General features: G+C 70.9%; 14 protein-coding genes. 11 read left to right on the plus strand and 3 right to left on the minus strand.

What is annotated here, in order from left to right; translation table 11 throughout:
• Nucleotides 1-215: 215 nt before the first annotated feature.
• Entirely contained in the window at nucleotides 216-1,274 is a 1,059-nt protein-coding gene (locus tag ACWDS7_RS34050) for an NAD(P)H-dependent amine dehydrogenase family protein (protein WP_451932602.1), read from the minus strand.
• A gap of 218 nt (nucleotides 1,275-1,492) precedes the next feature.
• On the opposite strand from ACWDS7_RS34050, the gene ACWDS7_RS34055 reads away from it, so the two are divergent.
• The 8 genes from ACWDS7_RS34055 to ACWDS7_RS34090 all read left to right on the plus strand — a co-directional run bounded on the left by ACWDS7_RS34055 (nucleotide 1,493) and on the right by ACWDS7_RS34090 (nucleotide 13,495).
• Nucleotides 1,493-2,389, plus strand: a complete 897-nt coding sequence (locus ACWDS7_RS34055; RefSeq protein ID WP_451932603.1) for an SDR family oxidoreductase — start codon at nucleotides 1,493-1,495, stop codon at nucleotides 2,387-2,389.
• Between the two features lie 309 nt (nucleotides 2,390-2,698).
• Entirely contained in the window at nucleotides 2,699-6,202 is a 3,504-nt protein-coding gene (locus ACWDS7_RS34060) for a ThuA domain-containing protein (RefSeq protein ID WP_451932604.1), read from the plus strand.
• 143 nt (nucleotides 6,203-6,345) lie between these two features.
• Nucleotides 6,346-7,527, plus strand: a complete 1,182-nt coding sequence (locus ACWDS7_RS34065) for an ROK family protein (protein ID WP_451932605.1) — start codon at nucleotides 6,346-6,348, stop codon at nucleotides 7,525-7,527.
• 17 nt (nucleotides 7,528-7,544) lie between these two features.
• Complete coding sequence (locus tag ACWDS7_RS34070) at nucleotides 7,545-9,059, plus strand: sugar ABC transporter ATP-binding protein (protein WP_451932606.1); 1,515 nt, start codon at nucleotides 7,545-7,547, stop codon at nucleotides 9,057-9,059.
• Nucleotides 9,056-10,117, plus strand: a complete 1,062-nt coding sequence (locus ACWDS7_RS34075) for an ABC transporter permease (protein WP_451932607.1) — start codon at nucleotides 9,056-9,058, stop codon at nucleotides 10,115-10,117. Before ACWDS7_RS34070 ends, ACWDS7_RS34075 begins: the two co-directional genes overlap by 4 nt.
• Before the next feature lie 125 nt (nucleotides 10,118-10,242).
• Nucleotides 10,243-11,304 (plus strand): substrate-binding domain-containing protein, encoded by a 1,062-nt coding sequence (locus ACWDS7_RS34080; RefSeq protein ID WP_451932608.1) that lies wholly within the window; start codon nucleotides 10,243-10,245, stop codon nucleotides 11,302-11,304.
• Nucleotides 11,304-12,491: a Gfo/Idh/MocA family protein gene (locus ACWDS7_RS34085; protein WP_306864514.1), complete on the plus strand. Its 1,188-nt coding sequence runs from the start codon at nucleotides 11,304-11,306 to the stop codon at nucleotides 12,489-12,491. The genes ACWDS7_RS34080 and ACWDS7_RS34085 overlap by 1 nt, the downstream gene beginning before the upstream one ends.
• Nucleotides 12,488-13,495 carry a sugar phosphate isomerase/epimerase family protein gene (locus tag ACWDS7_RS34090; protein WP_451932609.1) on the plus strand — a complete coding sequence of 336 codons (1,008 nt, stop codon included), beginning with the start codon at nucleotides 12,488-12,490 and terminating at the stop codon, nucleotides 13,493-13,495. The genes ACWDS7_RS34085 and ACWDS7_RS34090 overlap by 4 nt, the downstream gene beginning before the upstream one ends.
• 115 nt (nucleotides 13,496-13,610) lie before the next feature.
• Here ACWDS7_RS34090 and ACWDS7_RS34095 read toward each other — a convergent pair whose 3' ends face one another.
• Complete coding sequence (locus tag ACWDS7_RS34095) at nucleotides 13,611-15,821, minus strand: alpha/beta fold hydrolase (RefSeq protein ID WP_451932610.1); 2,211 nt, start codon at nucleotides 15,819-15,821, stop codon at nucleotides 13,611-13,613.
• Nucleotides 15,818-16,711: an ABC transporter ATP-binding protein gene (locus tag ACWDS7_RS34100; RefSeq protein WP_451932611.1), complete on the minus strand. Its 894-nt coding sequence runs from the start codon at nucleotides 16,709-16,711 to the stop codon at nucleotides 15,818-15,820. Before ACWDS7_RS34100 ends, ACWDS7_RS34095 begins: the two co-directional genes overlap by 4 nt.
• 131 nt (nucleotides 16,712-16,842) lie before the next feature.
• Here ACWDS7_RS34100 and ACWDS7_RS34105 point away from each other — a divergent pair, with 131 nt between their 5' ends.
• The 3 genes from ACWDS7_RS34105 to ACWDS7_RS34115 all read left to right on the plus strand — a co-directional run bounded on the left by ACWDS7_RS34105 (nucleotide 16,843) and on the right by ACWDS7_RS34115 (nucleotide 19,109).
• A complete protein-coding gene (locus ACWDS7_RS34105) occupies nucleotides 16,843-17,892 on the plus strand; it encodes a sensor histidine kinase (RefSeq protein ID WP_451932612.1) in 1,050 nt (349 codons plus the stop codon).
• Nucleotides 17,883-18,554 carry a response regulator transcription factor gene (locus ACWDS7_RS34110; RefSeq protein ID WP_306864529.1) on the plus strand — a complete coding sequence of 224 codons (672 nt, stop codon included), beginning with the start codon at nucleotides 17,883-17,885 and terminating at the stop codon, nucleotides 18,552-18,554. The genes ACWDS7_RS34105 and ACWDS7_RS34110 overlap by 10 nt, the downstream gene beginning before the upstream one ends.
• A 264-nt stretch (nucleotides 18,555-18,818) precedes the next feature.
• On the plus strand, nucleotides 18,819-19,109 hold the full coding sequence (locus tag ACWDS7_RS34115; protein WP_306864532.1) for a hypothetical protein: 291 nt from the start codon (nucleotides 18,819-18,821) through the stop codon (nucleotides 19,107-19,109).
• The last annotated feature ends 133 nt before the right edge of the window (nucleotides 19,110-19,242 follow it).

Raw genomic sequence — 19,242 nt, forward strand, 5'->3', positions numbered from 1 at the left:
GACGACGTCGGCGACGTCGACGAACTCACCGCGAGCATCGCCGCCCAGGGCCTCCTGCAGCCGGTCACCGTCCGCCCGCCCGGAGCGCTCCCCGCACGGGTGACGCGGCAGCGCCGGAGGGACGACGGGGCGTCGTCCCTCCCGTCGTCCGGTGCGGCCGTCCACATCATCGGCGCCTTTCCCGGGACCCGGGACGTGGCGCGGCCGGCCGCGCCTCAGGCGAGGCGGACGGTGCCGCGGCCGGTGGCGAGGGGGAGGTCGAGGAGGGTGCGGATGCCGGGCGGGGCGGCGCAGAGGGCGGCCACGGTGTTGACGGCGTGGGCGGCGGCGCCGGCGAGGCCGTGGGACATCTCCTCCACCGCGAGCGTCATCTGGGGGACGCCCTCGATGTGGATGGTGAAGCCGGGCTCGGGCCAGCGGCGGACCCTGGCGGCGTCGGCCTTGTAGACGCACTCCACGGTCATGAAGGGGCGGCCGCGGACGAGACCGGTGAACGTCCAGCGGGAGGCGCACACGGTGCCGACCCTGACCAGGCCCGCGGCGATCTCGAACTCCTCGGAGGCGAGCTCGAACTCGTCGCTCTCCTCGACCTCGTCGAGGGTCACGTCGAGGTTCCCGGCCACGAACTGCACACTCTCGGCGAACAGCGAGCGCTGGAAGGCGCGGAACGGCCGGACGGCGGTGGCGTAGTCCTTGGCCGAGCGGGTGAAACCGAACAGGTCGACCACGATCTGGCGTGAGGGGTGCCCCCGGAAGTCGGAGGACTCGCGGACGTAGATGTGGTCGATCCGGTTGGACAGCCCGGTCAGGGCGAGGGGGAGCAGGTCGCTCATGAAGCCGGGGTTGACGCCGGTGCCGTGCAGCGAGGCGTTTCCGGCGCGGCAGGCGCCCTCCAGGCGCTCCACCAGGCCGGGCCCGTAGCACCGGGGATAGACGAACCCGGTCGTGGTGACGACGTTCTTGCCCGAGGCGAGCAGGGCGCAGATCGTCTCCACGTCGGCCGCGTGGTCACGGCCGAAGTAGGAGGCGGGCAGCGGCATGTGCAGCACGCAGTCGGCCTCCGTGGCGAGGATCTTGTCGACGTCGTCGGTGCAGGTGACGCCGGTCTCGGGCAGCCCGACGAGCGTTCCGGCGTCGTGGCCGACCTTGTCCGGGTCGTAGACGAGCACCCCGACGAGCTCGAACTCGGGGCGGACGATCAGAGCGCGCAGTGAGTATCGTCCAACGGCGCCCGTGGCCCATTGGATCACGCGGAGGGGCGGAGATGAGGGCATGCGTTGCCTCCAGCCCGGGTCTCTGGGCGGGGCCATGCTGGGAGGAGTGTCGTCGTTGACCCTCGCCCTGTTCGGGGCAGAAACTTTAGCAGAAATTCACACGCTCGATCACTATCCGCGACGATTCAACAGCCTGTTGCCGCTCCCGCATGGTCCTCCGAGGACGGGCAGGCTATTGTTCAAGAAAAACAGAACTATGTTCTCGTGGGAGTGTGCGGATGTCAGAGCTGCGGTTTGACGGCAAGGTCGCGGTCATCACCGGCGCCGGGCACGGTCTCGGCCGCTCGCACGCGCTGTCGCTGGCCGAGCGCGGCGCCAAGGTGGTCGTCAACGACCTCGGCGGGGCACTGGACGGCACGGGCGCCTCCGCCGGCCCGGCGGCCGAGGTGGTCGAGCTGATCAACAAGAACGGCGGCGAGGCGGTCGCCAGCACCGACAACGTCGCGACGCCGGAGGGCGCCAAGGCGATCGTGCGGAGCGCGATCGACGCCTTCGGGCGGCTGGACATCGTCGTCAACAACGCCGGCATCCTGCGCGACAAGTCCTTCGGCAAGATGACCGTGGAGGAGTTCGACCAGGTCCTCGCGGTCCACGTGCGCGGCTCCTTCCTGGTGAGCCACGCGGCCTTCCCCCACCTCAAGGAGCAGGGTTACGGCCGGATCGTCAACACCTCCTCGCCCGCCGGGCTGTTCGGCAACTTCGGCCAGGCCAACTACTCCACGGCGAAGATGGGCCTGGTCGGCCTGACCAAGACGCTCGGCATCGAGGGCGCCCGGGCCGGGATCAAGGCCAACGCGATCGCGCCGATCGCCTGGACCCGGATGACCGAGACGCTGCTGCCGGCCGAGTTCGAGGCCAAGTTCACCGCGGAGCGGGTCAGCACGCTGGTGACGTTCCTGGCGCACGAGTCCTGCGAGACCAGCGGCGAGGTCTTCAGTGTCGGCGGCGGCCGGATCGCCCGCGTCTTCGTGGCCGAGGGGCCCGGCTGGCGGCAGGACGACCACACCGTCGAGGACATCCGGGACAACTGGGCGGCCATCATGGCCGAGCAGCCCTACCTGACCCCCACCACTCTCGGCCAGCAGGCGACCGCCTCCATGAAGGCCATGCTCTGATCGGCTGACCGGCTGACCGCAGAAAGGGCGTCCTCGCAGGTGAGGGCGCCCTTTGTGATTTCCGGGGTTCATGCCGGACCGGCTACCTCTCCCTACTTTCGCTCGCTCGGACTCTTCTTCTGATGGAAATAACCAAACTTTTGCTTGACCGTCGCCATAACTGGTCCTTACCATCCAGAAATGTGGCAGGAATAAGCCGTAAATCGGCAAATCCTGCTCTTCGCTCCTAGAGCTCCAGCGCCATACCGGGCCGCCTGTCGGGGGCCGTCCGGCCCGCTCCGCATGTCCTTCTCACCCCCAGGAGATTCCATGCGTCGCCCGTTCATCGCCCTGCTGGTCCCGATCCTGCTCCTGTTGTCCGCCGGTACGGCGCACGCGCGGGCCGTACCGGCGCCCGCCTTCCGCGCGCTGCTGTTCACCGAGACCGCCGGCTACGTCCACGACTCGATCCCGGCCGGGACCACGATGGTCCAGCAGCTCGCCTCGGCCGACAACTTCGAGGTCGTCCAGTCCGCCGACTCGGCCGTCTTCAACGACGCGGCCCTCGCCACCTACGACGTGGTGATCATGCTGCAGAACTCCGGCATGGTCTGGGACAACGACGCCCAGCGTCAGGCCGTGCAGAAGTACGTCAACAACGGCGGCGGGATCGTGGCGATCCACAACACCACCGACATGAACGTCGAGGCCCAGTTCCCCTGGTGGGACCAGCTGATCCTGGGCGGCGCGCACATGACCACGCACTCCAGCATCCTGCAGGGCACCGCCAAGGTCGCCGACCGGGTGCACCCCTCCACCGCCGGGCTGCCCGAGCGCTGGACGCGCACCGAGGAGTGGTACAACTTCGACAAGAACCTGCGCGGCGACGTCCACGTCCTGGTGACCGCCGACGAGACCACCTACGACGCCGGGCCCAGCAAGATGGGCGCCGACCACCCGATCTCCTGGTGCCGCTCGGCGGAGGGCGGACGCGTCTGGGCGACCGGGATGGGCCACCAGATCGCCTCCTACAGCGAGCCGCAGTTCCGCCAGCACGTGCTCGGCGGCATCAAGTGGGCCGCGGGGAACGTCCAGGGCGACTGCGGCGGCACCGTGTGGAACCGCTTCCAGAAGGTGACGCTGGACAGCGCCCCCGACCAGCCGATGCAGCTCGACATCGCGGCCGACGGGCACGTGTACTACATCACCCGCACCGGCAAGCTCGTGGCCATCCACGAGGACGGCGAGATCGTGGTCACCGGCACGCTGAACGTCTACACCGGCGGTGAGGACGGCCTCATCGGCATGGTCCTCGACCCGGGCTTCGCGACCAACCACTGGGTCTACCTGAACTACTCCCCGGCCGGCTCGGCGGCGGTCAACCAGGTCTCCCGGTTCACCCTCAACGACCACACCCTCGACCTGAGCAGCGAGAAGAAGCTGCTGACCATCCCCGCGACCAGGACCGACGAACCCGGCCACACCGGCGGGCAGCTCGCCTTCGGGCCCGGCGGGAACCTCTACATCGGGGTCGGCGACGACATCAACCCCTTCGCCTCCGACGGCTACGCGCCGATCGACGAGCGCGCCGGGCGGCAGAACTTCGACGCCCAGCGCAGCTCGGCCAACACCAACGACCTGCGCGGCAAGATCCTGCGGATCCACCCGGAGAGCAACGGCACCTACACGGTCCCCTCGGGCAACATGTTCCCGGCGGGCACCGCGCAGACCCGGCCGGAGATCTACGCGATGGGCTTCCGCAACCCGTTCCGGTTCGCGGTGGACCCCGAGACCGGCTGGATCTCGATGGCCGACTACGGACCCGACGCCGGAGCGGCCAACGCCAACCGGGGGCCCGAGGGCACCGTCGAGTGGAACCTGATCAAGTCGCCCGGTTTCTACGGCTGGCCGTACTGCGTCGGCAACAACACCCCCTACAACGACTACGACTTCGCCACCTCGACCTCGGGGGCGAAGTTCAACTGCGCGGCGCCGGTCAACAACTCGCCCAACAACACCGGCCTGACCAACCTGCCCGCGGCCAAGGCCGCCACGGTCTGGTACACCTACCACCTCACGCCCGAGTGGCCCGAGATGGGCGACAGCGGCGGCGCGGCCCCGATGGGCGGTCCGTTCTACCACTACGACGAGGCCAACCCCTCGACGACCAAGTTCCCCGCCTACTTCGACAAGACCCCGTTCTTCTACGAGTGGAGCCGCAACTACCTCGCCGAGATGCGGCTGGACGGCGGCGGGAACGTCCTGAAGGTCAACCGGTTCCTGTCCAACCTCGGGTTCAGGTCGCCGATGCACATGAAGTTCGGCCCGGACGGCTCGATGTACCTGATCGAGTGGGGCGCCGGCTACGGCGGGTCCAACCCCGACGACGGCGTCTACCGGATCGACTACGTCAGCGGCTCCCGGTCCCCGGTGGCCAAGGCGAGCGGGACGCCCACCTCCGGCAAGGCCCCTCTCCAGGTGCAGTTCTCCTCGGCCGGGTCGGCGGACCCGGACGGCGACCCGTTCACCTACGCGTGGGACTTCACCGGCGACGGCACGACCGACTCCACCGCGGCCGGCCCCTCCTTCACCTACACCGCCAACGGCACCTTCACCGCCAAGCTGACGATCACCGACTCCTCGGGCAAGAGCGGTTCGGCGACGGTGCCCATCACCGTCGGCAACACCGCGCCGGTCGTGACGTTCGGCTCGCCGCCCAACGGCGGGGTCATCTCCTTCGGGGACTCGGTCGGCTACACGGTGACGGTCACCGACCCGGAGGACGGCATGATCGACTGCTCCAAGGTCGTCGTGGTCACGGCCCTCGGCCATGACACCCACAGCCACGACACGGGCCAGTTCGCCGGCTGTTCGGGCACCGTCTCGACCACCGCCTCCGGGCACGACGCCGACGCCAACACCTACTACGTCCTCACCGCGACCTACACCGACAAGGGCGGGCTGGCCGCGAGCGCCAACCTGATCCTGCAGCCACGGCAGAAGCAGGCGGAGTACTTCACCGGCTCCTCCGGCGTCCGGGTGGTCGAGCAGGCCGGCGCGCAGAACGGCAAGCGCGTGGGCGACATCTCCAACAACGACTGGATCTCCTTCTCGCCGATGAGCGTGCAGGGGATCACCTCGGTGGCCTACCGGGTCTCCTCCCCCTACGGGGGCGGCGCCATCGAGCTGCGCGCCGACTCGCCGACCGGCCAGCTGCTGTCCACCACCGCCGTGCCGAACACCGGCGGCTGGGACACCTACCAGTCGCTGACCGCCACACCCGTGGCGGCCCTGTCCGGCAGCCACCCGCTGTTCCTGGTGTTCAAGCATCCGACGGCCAACCAGTTCGACCTCGACTCCTTCACCCTGAACGGGGCGGGCGTCGGCGCTCCGGGCGGCCCCGTGGCGGACGCCGTCTACACCCTGACCGCCGCGCACAGCTCCAAGGTGGCCGACGTCGAGGGCCAGTCCACGGCCGACGGCGCCAAGGTGGTGCAGTGGGGCGGAAACGGCGGGACCAACCAGCAGTGGAAGGCCGTCGACCGGGGGAACGGCAACTTCGCCCTCTCCTCGGTCAGGAGCGGTAAGTGCCTGGACGTCAACGCCGGGTCCACCGCGGCGGGCGCACTGATCATCCAGTGGACCTGTCACACCGCCGCCAACCAGCAGTGGAAGTTCGCGCCGACGGCGAACGGCAACTGGAAGATCACCTCCGTGGGCAGCGGCCACTGCCTGGAGGTCCCCGGCGCCACCACGGCCGACGGCACCCAGCTCACCCAGGGGACCTGCGGGACCGGCACCAACCAGCAGTGGAAGCTCACGCGGGTGAGCTGATCCGCCCCCCTCGGGCCGACCGGCCCAGCCCGCCGACTTTTGCGTGAATCCGCAAAAGTCGGCGGGCATTTAGCTAAAAGGTCTTCACAACACGAGCAGAAGGAGGTTAGCTTCTGCACACCAACTCCGAATGCGGAGGTGTTGTGAAGCGCATTACCGCTCGTCCGGAGAGTCCGCACCAGGCTGTGCTGCTCCGGCTGCTCCGTGAGAGAGCGCGCTCGCGCGCCGAGCTCGGCGACGTGGTCGAGCTGTCACGCTCCAAGCTCAACCTCGAACTCGACCGGCTGATCGAGCTGCGGCTGGCCGAGCAGGCGGGCCTGGCGGCCTCGCGCGGCGGGCGCAGGTCGGGCCTGGTACGGCTGGCCGCGAGCATGCGCTTCGCCGGTGTCGACATCGGCGCCACCTCGGTCGACGTGGCCGTCACCGACGGCGAGCTGGGGATCCTCGGCCGCGCGAGCGAGCCGTGCGATGTGCGCGACGGACCCGTGACCGTGCTGGACCGGGCCGCGGAGATGCTCGCCAAGCTGCGCGGCCAGGGACTGTTCACCCAGCTCCACGGGGTGGGGGTCGGCATCCCCGGGCCGGTCAGCTTCCGCGAGGGAGTGCCGGTCGCACCGCCGATCATGCCCGGCTGGGACCGCTACCCCGTCAGGGAGACGCTCGGGCAGGAGCTCGGCTGTCCCGTGGTGGTCGACAACGACGTCAACATCATGGCCCTCGGCGAGCTCCACGCGGGGCTGGCCAAGCAGGTGGACGACTTCCTGTTCGTCAAGATCGGCACCGGCATCGGCTGCGGGATCGTGGTGGACGGCAAGATCTACCGAGGGGTCTCCGGCAGCGCCGGGGACATCGGCCACATCCGCGTCGACGACGCGGGCCCCACCTGCGCCTGCGGGAACGTCGGCTGCCTCGAGGCCTACTTCGGCGGTGCCGCCCTGGCCAGGGAGGCGATGGCCGTCGCCGACCGCTCGCCGTACCTCGGCGAACGGCTCCGCCGGACGGGCACGCTGACCGGCGAGGACGTCGCCGCGGCGGCCGAGCTGGGCGACGCCGAGGCGGTGCGGCTCATCAGGGACGGCGGTCGCCGGGTCGGCCTGGTGCTGGCCGGGCTGGTCAGCTTCTTCAACCCCGGCCTCGTGATCGTCGCGGGAGGCGTGGCCCGGCTGGGCCACGTGCTGCTGGCGGAGATCAGAAGCGTCGTCTACCGCCGCTCACTGCCACTGGCGACCGGCAACCTCCCCATCGTGCTGTCGGAGCTCGGTGACAGCGCCGGCGTGATCGGCGCGGCCCGGCTCGGCAGCGACCACGTTCTCTCGGCCCCATGAACGATCAGCGAGGCCCCATGTCCGAAGACAGCCCCCTGCTCGTGATGAGGGGGATCGTCAAGCAGTTTCCCGGCGTGCGCGCCCTGGACGGCGTCGATCTCGACGTCCGCGCGGGGGAGGTGCACTGCCTGCTCGGCCAGAACGGCGCGGGCAAGTCCACCCTCATCAAGATCCTCTCGGGGGCGCACCAGCCCGACGAGGGCACCATCACCCTGGGCGCCGAGCGGGCGCGGCTGAGCAGCCCGATCGCGGCGATCCGGTCGGGAATCTCGACGATCTACCAGGAGCTCGACCTGGTCGACGGGCTGAGCGTGGCGCAGAACATCTTCCTCGGTCACGAGCCGGCCCGGCTGGGCTTCGTCAGCCGGGGCGAGGCCAACCGGGCCGCGCGGCGCCTGCTGGAGCGGCTGGGGCACGCGGAGATCCGGCCCGGCACGGAGGTGGGCCGGCTGTCCCCGGCGGCCAAGCAGGTGGTCAGCATGGCGCGGGCGCTCTCGCGCGACACGCGGCTGATCATCATGGACGAGCCGTCGGCGGCCCTGGCCCACGACGAGGTGGGCAACCTGTTCCGGATCATCCGGGAGCTGACCGCCCAGGGCGTGGCGGTGATCTACATCTCGCACCGGCTGGAGGAGATCCGGGAGATCGGCGACCGGGTGACCGTGCTCAAGGACGGGCGCACGGTGGCGGTGGGCCTGCCGGCGCAGCAGACGCCGACCTCGCAGGTGGTGGCGTTGATGACCGGCCGCAGCGTCGAGCACGTCTTCCCGCCGCGCCCGGCGCCCGGCAGTCATGCGGGCCGGCCGGAGGTGCTGCGGGTGGAGGGGCTCGGCGTGGCGGGGGTCTTCGCCGACGTCTCCTTCTCGGTGCGGGCGGGGGAGATCGTGGGGCTGGCCGGACTGGTCGGCTCGGGCCGCTCGGAGATCATCGAGGCGATCTACGGCGCGCGCCGGTTCTCGGGGCAGGTGGTCCTGGAGGGCCGGCCGGTACGGCGCGGCGGCACGGCCGGGGCGGTGCGGCTGGGTATGGGCCTGGCCCCGGAGGAGCGCAAGGCCCAGGCGCTGCTGCTGGACCAGAGCGTGACCCGCAACATCTCCCTGGCCGGCCTCGGCGGATACTCCCGGTTCGGCTGGCTCGACCGGCGCCGCGAGGCGCGGGACGCGCACGCTCTGGTCGAGACGCTGGGCATCCGGCCCGCCGATCCGGAGCGGCCGATCAAGACGTTGTCGGGCGGCAACCAGCAGAAGGCGGTGCTGGCCCGCTGGCTGCTCAACGGCCGCAAGCTGCTGCTGCTGGACGAGCCGACCCGGGGGGTGGACGTGGGCGCGCGGGCGGAGCTGTACGCCGTCATCCGCGACCTGGCCGACAAGGGCATCGGGGTGCTGCTGGTCTCCAGCGAGGTGCCCGAGGTGCTGGGCCTGGCCGACCGGGTCCTGGTGATCCGCGAGGGCGCGATCATCCATCAGGCCGACGCCCGCGAACTGGACGAACATCGAGTAATCGACATGATCATGGAAGGGAGTGCGCTGTGACCGATCCGCAAGGCCAGGCTCCCGCGAGCCCGGTGGACGAGGTGAGAGCGGCCGCACCCGGGCCGGGGCGTGGCGGGGCGGCCGGGTCCAGGCCCGCCGCGGCTCCCGGACCGCTGGCCCGGCTGGGCGAGGTGCCGCATCTGGGCCTGGTGGCGGCGCTGGCGCTGCTGGCGGTGGTCGGCCTGGTGACGGTGCCCGACACCTTCGCCACCACCTCCAACCTGGTGAGCATCCTGGCGCTGGCCGCGACGATCGGGGTGATCACCGTCGGCGCGACGTTCGTGATCATCGGTGGCGGGATCGATCTGTCGGTCGGCGCGGTGATGGCGCTGGCGTCGGTGTGGGCCACCACGCTGGCCACCCAGTCCTACGGCCCCTTCGTGATGATCGTGTGCGCGGTGCTGGTCGGCACCGGCGCCGGGCTGGTCAACGGTCTGCTGATCGCCTACGGGCGGCTGGTGCCGTTCATCGCGACGCTGGCGATGCTGGTGGCCGCCCGGGGACTGGCGCAGCGGATGTCGGACCGCAAGACGCAGCTGGTGGCCCAGGGCAACGAGCTGATCGTGGAGCTGTCGACCACCCGGCTGCTGGGCCTGCCGCTCCTGGTGTACGTCTTCGCGCTGGTGGTCGTGCTGGGCTGGGTGCTGCTGAACCGCACGACCTTCGGCCGCCGGACCTACGCGGTGGGCGGTAACGCCGAGGCGGCGCGGCTGGCGGGCATCGACGTGCGCCGGCACACGATGTGGCTGTACGCGCTGTCGGGACTGTGCTGCGGCATCGCGGCGGTTCTGATCATGGCGCGGACCACGACGGGCTCCTCCACGCATGGAGACCTGTACGAGCTGGACGCGATCGCCGCGGTCATCATCGGCGGCACGCTGCTGACCGGTGGCCGGGGGTCGATCATCGGGTCGATCCTGGGCCTGCTGATCTTCACGGTGATCACGAACCTGTTCATCCTCAACGGGCTCAACACCAGCGACCAGCTGATCGCCAAGGGACTGATCATCGTGGTCGCCGTGCTGCTGCAGCGGCGCGGGCTGAGGTCGCCGATCTGAACGACCCGCCTGCCGCGGGCCGGTCAGGGGTCCACGGCAGGCGGGTCCCGGCCGGTGCCGGGCCCATCCTTCCTTCCTCCCTTCCTCCTGAAACACGCCTTCCCCCTCCGCAAAGGAGCATGGTCATGACAGACAGACTCGCCCGCCGGGGTTTCCTGGTCGGCGGAGCCGTGATCGGCGCCGGTGCCCTGGCCAGTGCCTGCACCAGCAACACCCCGGCCGCGGCGCCGAGCACGGCCGCGGCGGCGCCGGCGCCGGCGGCCACCGGCGGCAACGACGCCCCCGGCGAGAAGGTCGTCATCGGCTTCTCGGCGCCGGCCGCCGACCACGGCTGGATCGCCGCGATCGCCAAGAACGCCGAGGCCGCGGCCAAGCAGTACGCCGATGTGGAGTTCCGGCCGGTCGAGCCGACCAACGACATCAACGCGCAGATCTCGGCGGTGGAGTCGCTGATCGCGGCCAAGGTCTCCGCGCTGGTGATCCTGCCCAACGACGGCCAGCAGCTCAACCAGATCGCCCGGCAGGCCGCCGACGCGGGCATCCCGGTGATCAACCTGGACCGGGTCTTCCCCGACAAGCTGTCGTACCGCACCTGGATCGGCGGGGACAACTACGGCATGGGGGTGGCGGCCGGGCACTACATCGGCAAGACGCTCAAGGACAAGGGGGTGGCCGACCCGGTGATCCTGGAGATCCAGGGCATCGCGACGCTGCCGCTGACCCAGGACCGCAGCAAGGGCTTCGCCGACGCGCTGAAGACCTACGGCTTCGGGGTGACGGCCAGGCAGGACGCGCAGTTCACGGTGGAGTCGGGCACCAAGGTGACCAGCAACCTGCTGCAGGCGCACAAGAAGATCGACGCGATCTGGAACCACGACGACGACCAGGGCATCGGGGTGCTGGCCGCGGTCAAGGAGGCCGGGCGTGACGAGTTCTTCATGGTCGGCGGGGCCGGGTCGGCCAACGCGATGCGTGAGATCCAGGCGGGTACCGGGGTGTTGCGGGCCACCGTCACCTACAGTCCCACGATGGCCTCCTCGGCGGTCAAGCTGGCCCGCCTGGTCGCGCAGGGCAAGGGGATGAGCGACCTGCTGGAGAAGCAGGTGCCGCAGTCGATCACGCTGGCCTCGGAGACCATCACCAAGGACAACGTCGACGCCTACCTCCCGCTCGGATTCGAGTCCTGATGGCCGCTGACGACAGGCCGACGCTGGGGATCGGCATGGTCGGCTACGCGTTCATGGGGCGGGTGCACTCCCAGGCCTGGCGCAGTGTCGACGCCTTCTTCGACCTGCCGGCCAGGCCGGTGATGGCGGCACTGGGCGGGCGTTCGAAGGAGGCCACCGCCACCGCGGCCCGTCAGATGGGCTGGGCGGCGGCCGAGACCGACTGGCGTGACCTGATCGCCCGTGACGACGTGCAGGTGGTCGACATCTGCACGCCGGGCGACTCGCACGCCGAGATCGCGATCGCCGCGCTGGCCGCGGGCAAGCACGTCATCTGCGAGAAGCCGCTGGCCAACAGCGTGGCCGAGGCCGAGGCGATGGCCGAGGCCGCCCGCACCGCGGCCGAGCGCGGTGTGCACGCGATGGTGGCCTTCAACTACCGGCGGGTCCCGGCCGTCGCGCTGGCCCGCCGCTGGGTCGCCGAGGGCCGCCTCGGCCGCCTGCACCACGTGCGCGCCCAGTATCTGCAGGACTGGATCGCCGACCCCGCCTTCCCGCTGGTGTGGCGGCTGCAGCGGGACAGGGCGGGCTCGGGGGCGCTGGGCGACATCGGCGCGCACATCATCGACACCGCCCAGTTCATCACCGGCGACCAGATCACCGGTGTGTCGGCGCTGACCGAGACCTTCGTCCGGCAGCGCCCGCTGGCCGAGGGGTCCGCCGGCCTCAGCGCGGGCGGCACCTCGGCGCGGAGCGGCACGGTCGACGTCGACGACGCCGCGCTGTTCCTGGCCCGATTCGCCGGTGGGGCGGTCGGCTCGTTCGAGGCCACCCGCTTCGCCACCGGCCGCAAGAACGCGCTGCGCATCGAGGTCAACGGCTCGGCCGGCAGCCTGGCCTTCGACTTCGAGGCGATGAACGAGCTGTGGTTCCACGACCACACCTTGCCCGCGGCCGAGGCCGGCTTCCGCCGTATCCTCGTCACCGAGGCCGAGCACCCCTACGCCGGAGCCTGGTGGCCACCCGGCCACGGCCTGGGCTACGAGCACACCTTCACCCACGAGATCAAGGACTTCGTCGAGGCCGTGGCGGCCGGCGCGGCCCCGGCCCCGGCGTTCGCCGACGGGCTGCGGGTGCAGCGGGTGCTGGCCGCGGTCGAGGCCAGCGCGGCCGATGAGAGCCGCTTCACCGCTGTGGAGGGACCGTGACCCGACCCATCACCCTGTTCACCGGACAGTGGGCCGACCTGCCGTTCGAGGAGGTGTGCAAGCTGGCCTCCGGATGGGGCTACGACGGTCTGGAGATCGCCTGCTGGGGCGACCACTTCGAGGTCGACAAGGCCCTGGCCGACGACGCCTACGTCGAGCGCAAACGGGAGGTGCTGGCCCGCCACGGCCTCAAGGTCTGGGCCATCTCCAACCACCTGGTCGGCCAGGCGGTCTGCGACCACCCCATCGACGGCCGCCACCGCGCCATCCTGCCGGCCCGCATCTGGGGCGACGGCGAGCCCGAGGGCGTGCGCCGCCGCGCCGCCGAGGAGATCAAGGACACCGCCCGCGCCGCCGCCAAACTCGGCGTGGACACCGTCGTCGGCTTCACCGGCTCGGCCGTCTGGCACACCGTCGCGATGTTCCCCCCGGTCCCACCCTCCATGATCGACGACGGCTACGCCGACTTCGCCGACCGCTGGAACCCGATCCTGGACGTCTTCGACGAGGTCGGCGTCCGCTTCGCGCACGAGGTGCACCCCAGCGAGATCGCCTACGACTACCACACCACCGTCCGCGCCCTGGCGGCCATCGGCCACCGGCCGGCCTTCGGCCTGAACTGGGACCCCTCCCACATGGTCTGGCAGGAGCTCGACCCGGTCGGCTTCATCCTGGACTTCGCCGACCGGATCTACCACGTCGACTGCAAGGACGCCAAGGTCCGCACCGGCGACGGCCGCCGTGGCCGGCTGGCCTCCCACCTGCCCTGGGCCGACCCGCGCCGCGGCTGGGACTTCGTCTCCACCGGCCGCGGGGACGTGCCGTGGGAGGACTGCTTCCGGGCGCTGAACAGCATCGGCTACACCGGGCCGATCTCGATCGAGTGGGAGGACGCCGGGATGGACCGCCTGGACGGCGCCCCCGAGGCGCTGGAGGTGATCCGCAGGCTCAACGCCATCACCCCGCCGGCGGCCGCCTTCGACGCCGCCTTCTCCTCCGAGTGAGCGCCACTCCCTCCTCGGGACGAGGGATGGGACACGGCCTCGGGACGAGGGAATCGTGCCCTGCTGGTCGGCCGGGAGAGTTGACCGCCGCTGGGATGTCGTGCTGCACGACGGATCAACTCTCCGCGCGACAGACGGTGTTCCTGGGTGGGACGCGGAGGTCGATGAAGTACCGGTTGGCGTGCGCGATCGTGCACGGATCACCCGTGTGGTACAGCCCGTGCCCATGTCCCTCGAAGCGGATCGTGCCCGATCCCGGCACCCGGAGGGCGAGGTCGGCGGTGTCCGCATAGTCGGTCCACGTGCCCGCGCCGACGAACGGCGGCAGCTGGTCCACGGGAAGAGGAGCGGTGGGATTGCGTACCGGTTCCGGCCAGCCCACGCAGCCCAGCGGGTGCCACAGCTCGTTACCGGACAGGTGCGGTGCGATCCGGTCGCCCAGGGCTCGCAGGCGGCGGTACTCCGCGTAGTCGCGATAGCGGATTCCGTCCAGGCAATGGGTCATGTTCATCCCGACGAACGAGGGTGGCTTCAAACTGCCCAGCGTTCCCGCCTTGACGTAGTCGGAGAATCCGGTGGCGTCCCCCTTCTCGGCCCGCCTGATCGCCTGGGCCAGTTCCTTCCACCGGGCGTTGTCCACGCCGGGCGTGACGAGGTGGGGCATGGCGGCCACGGTGATGTCGAAACCGCTGTACGCGACCCCCTTCTCGGCGGGCACGGGGGAGCGGTCGGCCGTGGAGCGGAGTCCCTTCCAGGCTGTGCCGATGTCGCGTCCATGCAGTGCGCAGGCGGGGTCGTCCGCGCACCACTGGGAGAAACGGGTGAACTGCGCCTCCATGAGGGCGTATCGCGTTTGCTCCTCCTCGCTCTTGTCTCGGAGCGTGTTGACGATCCCGTCCAGGTACATCGCTCGTACCCGGCTGGGGAAGAGCCTGGCATAGGCGAGCCCGGGAACGCCGCCGTAGGAGGTGGCCATGAAGGTGAGCTGCCGCTCGCCCATCGCCGAACGGATCGCGTCGATGTCGCGCGCGAACGAGGCGGAGTCGAGGTGACCGAACAGGTCAGGGTCGGCGGCGCGACAGCTCTCGGCGGCCGCCCGGTTCGAGCGGGCCAGCGCGGCCCACTCGCGCTCGTTGTCCGGCGTGGTGATCCACGGACCGGCGCTGAGGCAGTCCTGGTCGAGGAGACCCAGCTCGATGCCGTTGCGCGGCAGGAGGCTGACGACGTCGAAGCGGTCCCGGATCTGGGCGAAGCTGCCCGCGTGCCGCTCGAGGTCCTGCACCCCGGACCCGCCGGGCCCGCCGGGGATGGAGAACAGCACGCCGACGCGGTGGCGCCTGCCGGTGTGGGGCAGCATCGCGAGGGGGAGCGTGATCGTGCGGCCCTGGGGTCTGGCCCAGTCGACGGGGACGCGGATCTCACTGCAGAGCATCTTGTCGCAGGGCTTCCACGCCAATGTGGACTCGGGAGTGGCGGCGGCGGATACGGGCGCAGCGCCCACCAGGAGGATCGTGGCGGCCGAACCGGCGAGCAGCGGCCGGAGGCGGTGTCCGCGCAGCGCGATGGCGGCCGCTGCGGCGGCCAGGGCGGCGACGGCGTAGGCGGCCAGCAATGCGCCCGCGGCGATCGGGGTGAGCAGGCCGTCAGCGGCTATCTGGCCGGGCAGCGCCCCGATGAGGTGCGCGCCGATCTGGTAGCCGAGCGGGCGCGGCAGGGTCTGCGCGGCGGCGGGCAGGATCAGCAGCAGGACGATCAGCGTGACCAGCGTGCCCGCCGTGGAACGGATCGCCGTGCCGAGTCCTAGCCCCATGAGCGCGACCAGCGGCATCGAGGTGCCGGTGATCAGCAGTCCCGCCAGGACGCCCGGCTCGGACAGGGAGGCACCGAGCGTCTCCCCGCCCAGCAGCACCGTGTCCGCTCTGGTGCCGAGGACCGCCATGGTGGCGGCGTACATGCCGAAGACCAGCACCTGCCCCGCGACCAGGCTCACGGCCACCAGGACCGGGATCTTCGCGAGGAGGAAGGTACGGCGAGCAGGGACGGCCGTCAGGCTCGTGCTGATGTGGCCCGTGCCGTATTCGGTGGTGATGGAGAGCGCGCCGAGCGCGCCCATCACGAGGTAGGCGAAGGGCAGGCCGGCGCCCAGCCCGTCGCCCAGGCTGTCGAAGCGCCGCAGGTCCGCGCCCCGCTGGGCATCGAAACCGCGCGTGACCAGGAAGGCCACGCCCGCGCTGAGGCCCACCGCGATCAGTGCGGAGATCAGCAGGTAGAGGTTGGAGCGGAGCGTTCTGAACTTCAGCCACTCCGCCGCGATCGCGTCCTTCATCGTGCCACGTACTCCCTGCTGTCGTCGGTCAGCTCCATGAATGCCTCCTCCAGGGAGGCCTCGCGCGGCGTGAGCTCGTACAGCGCGATGCCGTGGGCGAAGGCCAGCTCACCGATGCGCCTGGCTTCGAGCCCGGTCACCGCCAGCCCGTCCTCCGCCCGGACGACGCCCCCGTCGGCCTGCAGGACCATCGCCAGCGCCGCCGGGTCGGCGGCGTGGACGAGCACGTCGCGCCGGTACCGCTCGGCGAGGACCGCCATGGCCGTGTCGGCGATCAAGCGGCCGCGCCCCACCACCACGACGTGGTCGGCGGTCACGGCCATCTCGGCCATCAGGTGGCTGGAGACGAGCACCGCCCGACCCTCCGCGGCCAGCGTGCGCATCAGCTCGCGGATCCACCGCACGCCCTCCGGGTCCAGTCCGTTGACCGGTTCGTCGAACATCAGCGCCTCCGGGTCGCCCAGCAGCGCCACCGCGATCCCGAGCCGCTGCTTCATGCCCAACGAGAACCTCGCGATCCGCTTGCCCGCCACGGACGTCAGCCCCACCCGGTCGATCACCTCCTCCACTCGGGCCAGGCCGATGCCGTTGCTGCGCGCCACGCACGCCACGTGCGCCCGTGCGGTGCGGCCACCGTGTACGGCTCCGGCGTCCAGCAGCGCCCCGAGCGTCAGCAGCGGGCGTTTGAGCGAGGCGTAGGGCCGCCCGGCGACCAGGGTGGTGCCGGCGTGCGGGGCTTCCAGGCCGAGGACGGCTCGCATCGTGGTGGATTTCCCGGCGCCGTTGGGTCCGAGGAAACCGGTCACCTGGCCCGGTTCCGCGGCGAAGGTGAGCTCGTCCACCGCGGTGGCGTCGCCATATCTGACTGTGAGGCCATTGATTTCGATCACGGGGTCCAACCTCGCCGCGTGTGCTCGCGTCCTCCATCCGCGCACGCCCAGCACATGAGGCGGGATCTCCCACCCTCGAAGGTAGGGCTGGGCCTACCGTGTGGCCGGTGATCGGCAGGCAGACTGGCGGGGTGAGCAGAGTCAGGAGGGGGTTGATCGCGGCGGCCGGGGTGCCGCTGAACGCGATCATGGGTGTGGCCGTGGTCCTCGCCTGGGTGCCGACCATCCGTGCGGCTGTCGTCTCGCTGCAGCGAGCGTGGGCGGGAGCGGCTCTGGGGCGGGACATCCCCGCGCGTGAGCCCGGCCTGCGCGTGCTGGCCTGGCTGGCGATCAACGCTGTCGTCGGCCCGGCCCTTCTGACGGCGGTGGCCGCCGTGGTGAACACCGTGGGTGTCATCTTCTACCTGCAGCCCGCCGTCAACGGCCCGAGTGTGACCTTCACGCTCAGCCTGGCGCTGCTCACCCTCTCGGCACTCGCCCTGGCCGTCGCCGCGCTCATGGGACTGGCCGAGGCCCGGCTCGCCGAACTGCTCCTCGGTAGTGGTGGCCCGCTGGCCCGGCGGGTGCGGGAGCTGACCGCCTCCAGGGCCGCCGCCGTCGACGCGCGGGCGGCCGAACTGCGCCGGATCGAGCGCGACCTGCACGACGGCGCCCAGGCCAGGCTCATCGCGGTACGGATGAACCTCGGCCTGGCCAGGAGCGCCAATGACCTTGAGCAGGCCCGCGAGCTGATCGAGGAGGCATGGGAGTCAGTCGGACAGGCCCTCACCGACCTGCGCGATCTGGTGCGCGGCATCCACCCGCCCGTGCTCGCCGACCGCGGCCTGGCGGGCGCGATCGAAGCGACCGCCCTGCTCTGCCCCGTCCCGGTCGCCACGGACCTCGTCTTGACCGGCCGCCCCGAGCCGCCGGTCGAGTCCGCGCTCTACTTCGCCGCTGTCGAGGCCATGTCCAACGTCACCAAGCACAGCCAGGCCACCCGTGCATGGGTGCGGGTGCGCCACACCGGCGACGGCCTCCGCCTGGTCGTCGGCGACAACGGGCACGGCGGCGCGGATCCGGCGGCGGGGACCGGCCTGCGCGGGATCGCGGAACGCCTGTCCGCCTTCGACGGCACGCTGACCGTGCAGAGCCCGCCGGGCGGTCCGACCATCCTCACCATGGAGCTGCCGTGCGCGTAGTGATCGCCGAGGATCTCGCCCTGCTTCGCGACGGCCTGATCCGGCTACTGTCGGCGCACGGCTTCGAGGTCGTCGAGGCGGTGGACAACGGCCCCATGCTCCTGACGGCCCTGGTGGAGCAGACCCCCGACGTGGCCGTCATCGACGTGCGGCTCCCGCCCACCTTCACCGATGAGGGCCTGCGCACCGCCCTGGAGGCCCGGCGCCGCCGGCCGGGGCTTCCGGTGCTGATCTTGTCGCAGTACGTCGAGCAGCTCTATGCCCGCGAGCTCCTCTCGGACCGGTCGGGCGGCATCGGATACCTTCTGAAGGACCGCATCGGCGACGTGGCGGAATTCGTCGAGTCGGTGCGCCGGGTCGCCGGCGGCGGCACCGCCATGGACGCGGAGGTGATCTCCCAGCTCCTGACCCGCCGATCGAGGGACGAACCCCTGGCGGAGCTGACCGTCAGGGAGCGCGAGGTCCTTGCCCTGATGGCGGAGGGCCTGTCCAACCTGGCGATAGCGACCCGCTTCGGGGTCACGGACAAGGCGATCGGCAAGCACACCAACAACATCTTCGCCAAGCTCGGCCTCCCGCCCTCCGACGACCACAACCGCCGCGTCATGGCCGTCCTCGCCTACCTCCAGGCGGGCCCCGTCTCTCCGGATCCGTCCTGGTAACAGTGCGGATGCTCTGATTGTTGCGGCCCGGGGCGTGCCGCACGCCGCCGACAACGTTCGATCCCTCCGAAATCCCGGTTCAGGCGCGGTCCGGCGGCTCATCGCACAGATCTTGACGTCACCCCGGATTCCACCGGAGCGGGGCAATCTGCCAGGGGAATTGTGGATGTATGAGGGAAATGCCGGTAAAACAGAAGTCTGTCCGGTTTGTGTTTCGCGCGGCTCCGGGACGAGAGCCGTGAGTCCCACCGGGAGGAGACGCCCATGAAGGGCAGACGGTCGTCGGCGCTCGGCGCGGCAATCATCGCCACGGTCGCGCTCTGGCCGGCCGGGATCTCGGCGGTGGCCTCGACCTCGGGCCCCGCCGGGGCGGTGGCGGCCGCCTCTTCCCGGAGTGACATCTCCACCGCCAGGCCCTGCCGGCGCAAGGGCCCTCTGGTCTGCTGCGGGTCCGAGAAAGGCGTCAGGTGCCACCGGAGCTTGCGGGAGCGCCGGGACGGGCTGGAGGACCTTCATGACGAATGGCGGGAGCGCCACAGAAGAGACGACCAGTAGCCGGCGGCGGGCCGGCCCGTCCGTCCGCCTGGCCGGCTCGGGCCCGAGCCGGCGCCTACCCCGCGGGAGACCGGGAGATCCACTTGCACGGACGCGGCCTGACCGTGATCCCCTCCTACTTCTGCCAGATCAC

This window comes from Streptosporangium sp. NPDC003464, from assembly GCF_053588315.1.

Coding starts and splice junctions, on each gene's coding strand:
- ACWDS7_RS34050 (WP_451932602.1), bottom strand. CDS start 1,274: ATGCCCTCATCTCCGCCCCTCCGCGTGATCCAATGGGCCACGGGCGCC.
- ACWDS7_RS34055 (WP_451932603.1), top strand. CDS start 1,493: ATGTCAGAGCTGCGGTTTGACGGCAAGGTCGCGGTCATCACCGGCGCC.
- ACWDS7_RS34060 (WP_451932604.1), top strand. CDS start 2,699: ATGCGTCGCCCGTTCATCGCCCTGCTGGTCCCGATCCTGCTCCTGTTG.
- ACWDS7_RS34070 (WP_451932606.1), top strand. CDS start 7,545: ATGTCCGAAGACAGCCCCCTGCTCGTGATGAGGGGGATCGTCAAGCAG.
- ACWDS7_RS34080 (WP_451932608.1), top strand. CDS start 10,243: ATGACAGACAGACTCGCCCGCCGGGGTTTCCTGGTCGGCGGAGCCGTG.
- ACWDS7_RS34085 (WP_306864514.1), top strand. CDS start 11,304: ATGGCCGCTGACGACAGGCCGACGCTGGGGATCGGCATGGTCGGCTAC.
- ACWDS7_RS34095 (WP_451932610.1), bottom strand. CDS start 15,821: ATGAAGGACGCGATCGCGGCGGAGTGGCTGAAGTTCAGAACGCTCCGC.
- ACWDS7_RS34115 (WP_306864532.1), top strand. CDS start 18,819: ATGAAGGGCAGACGGTCGTCGGCGCTCGGCGCGGCAATCATCGCCACG.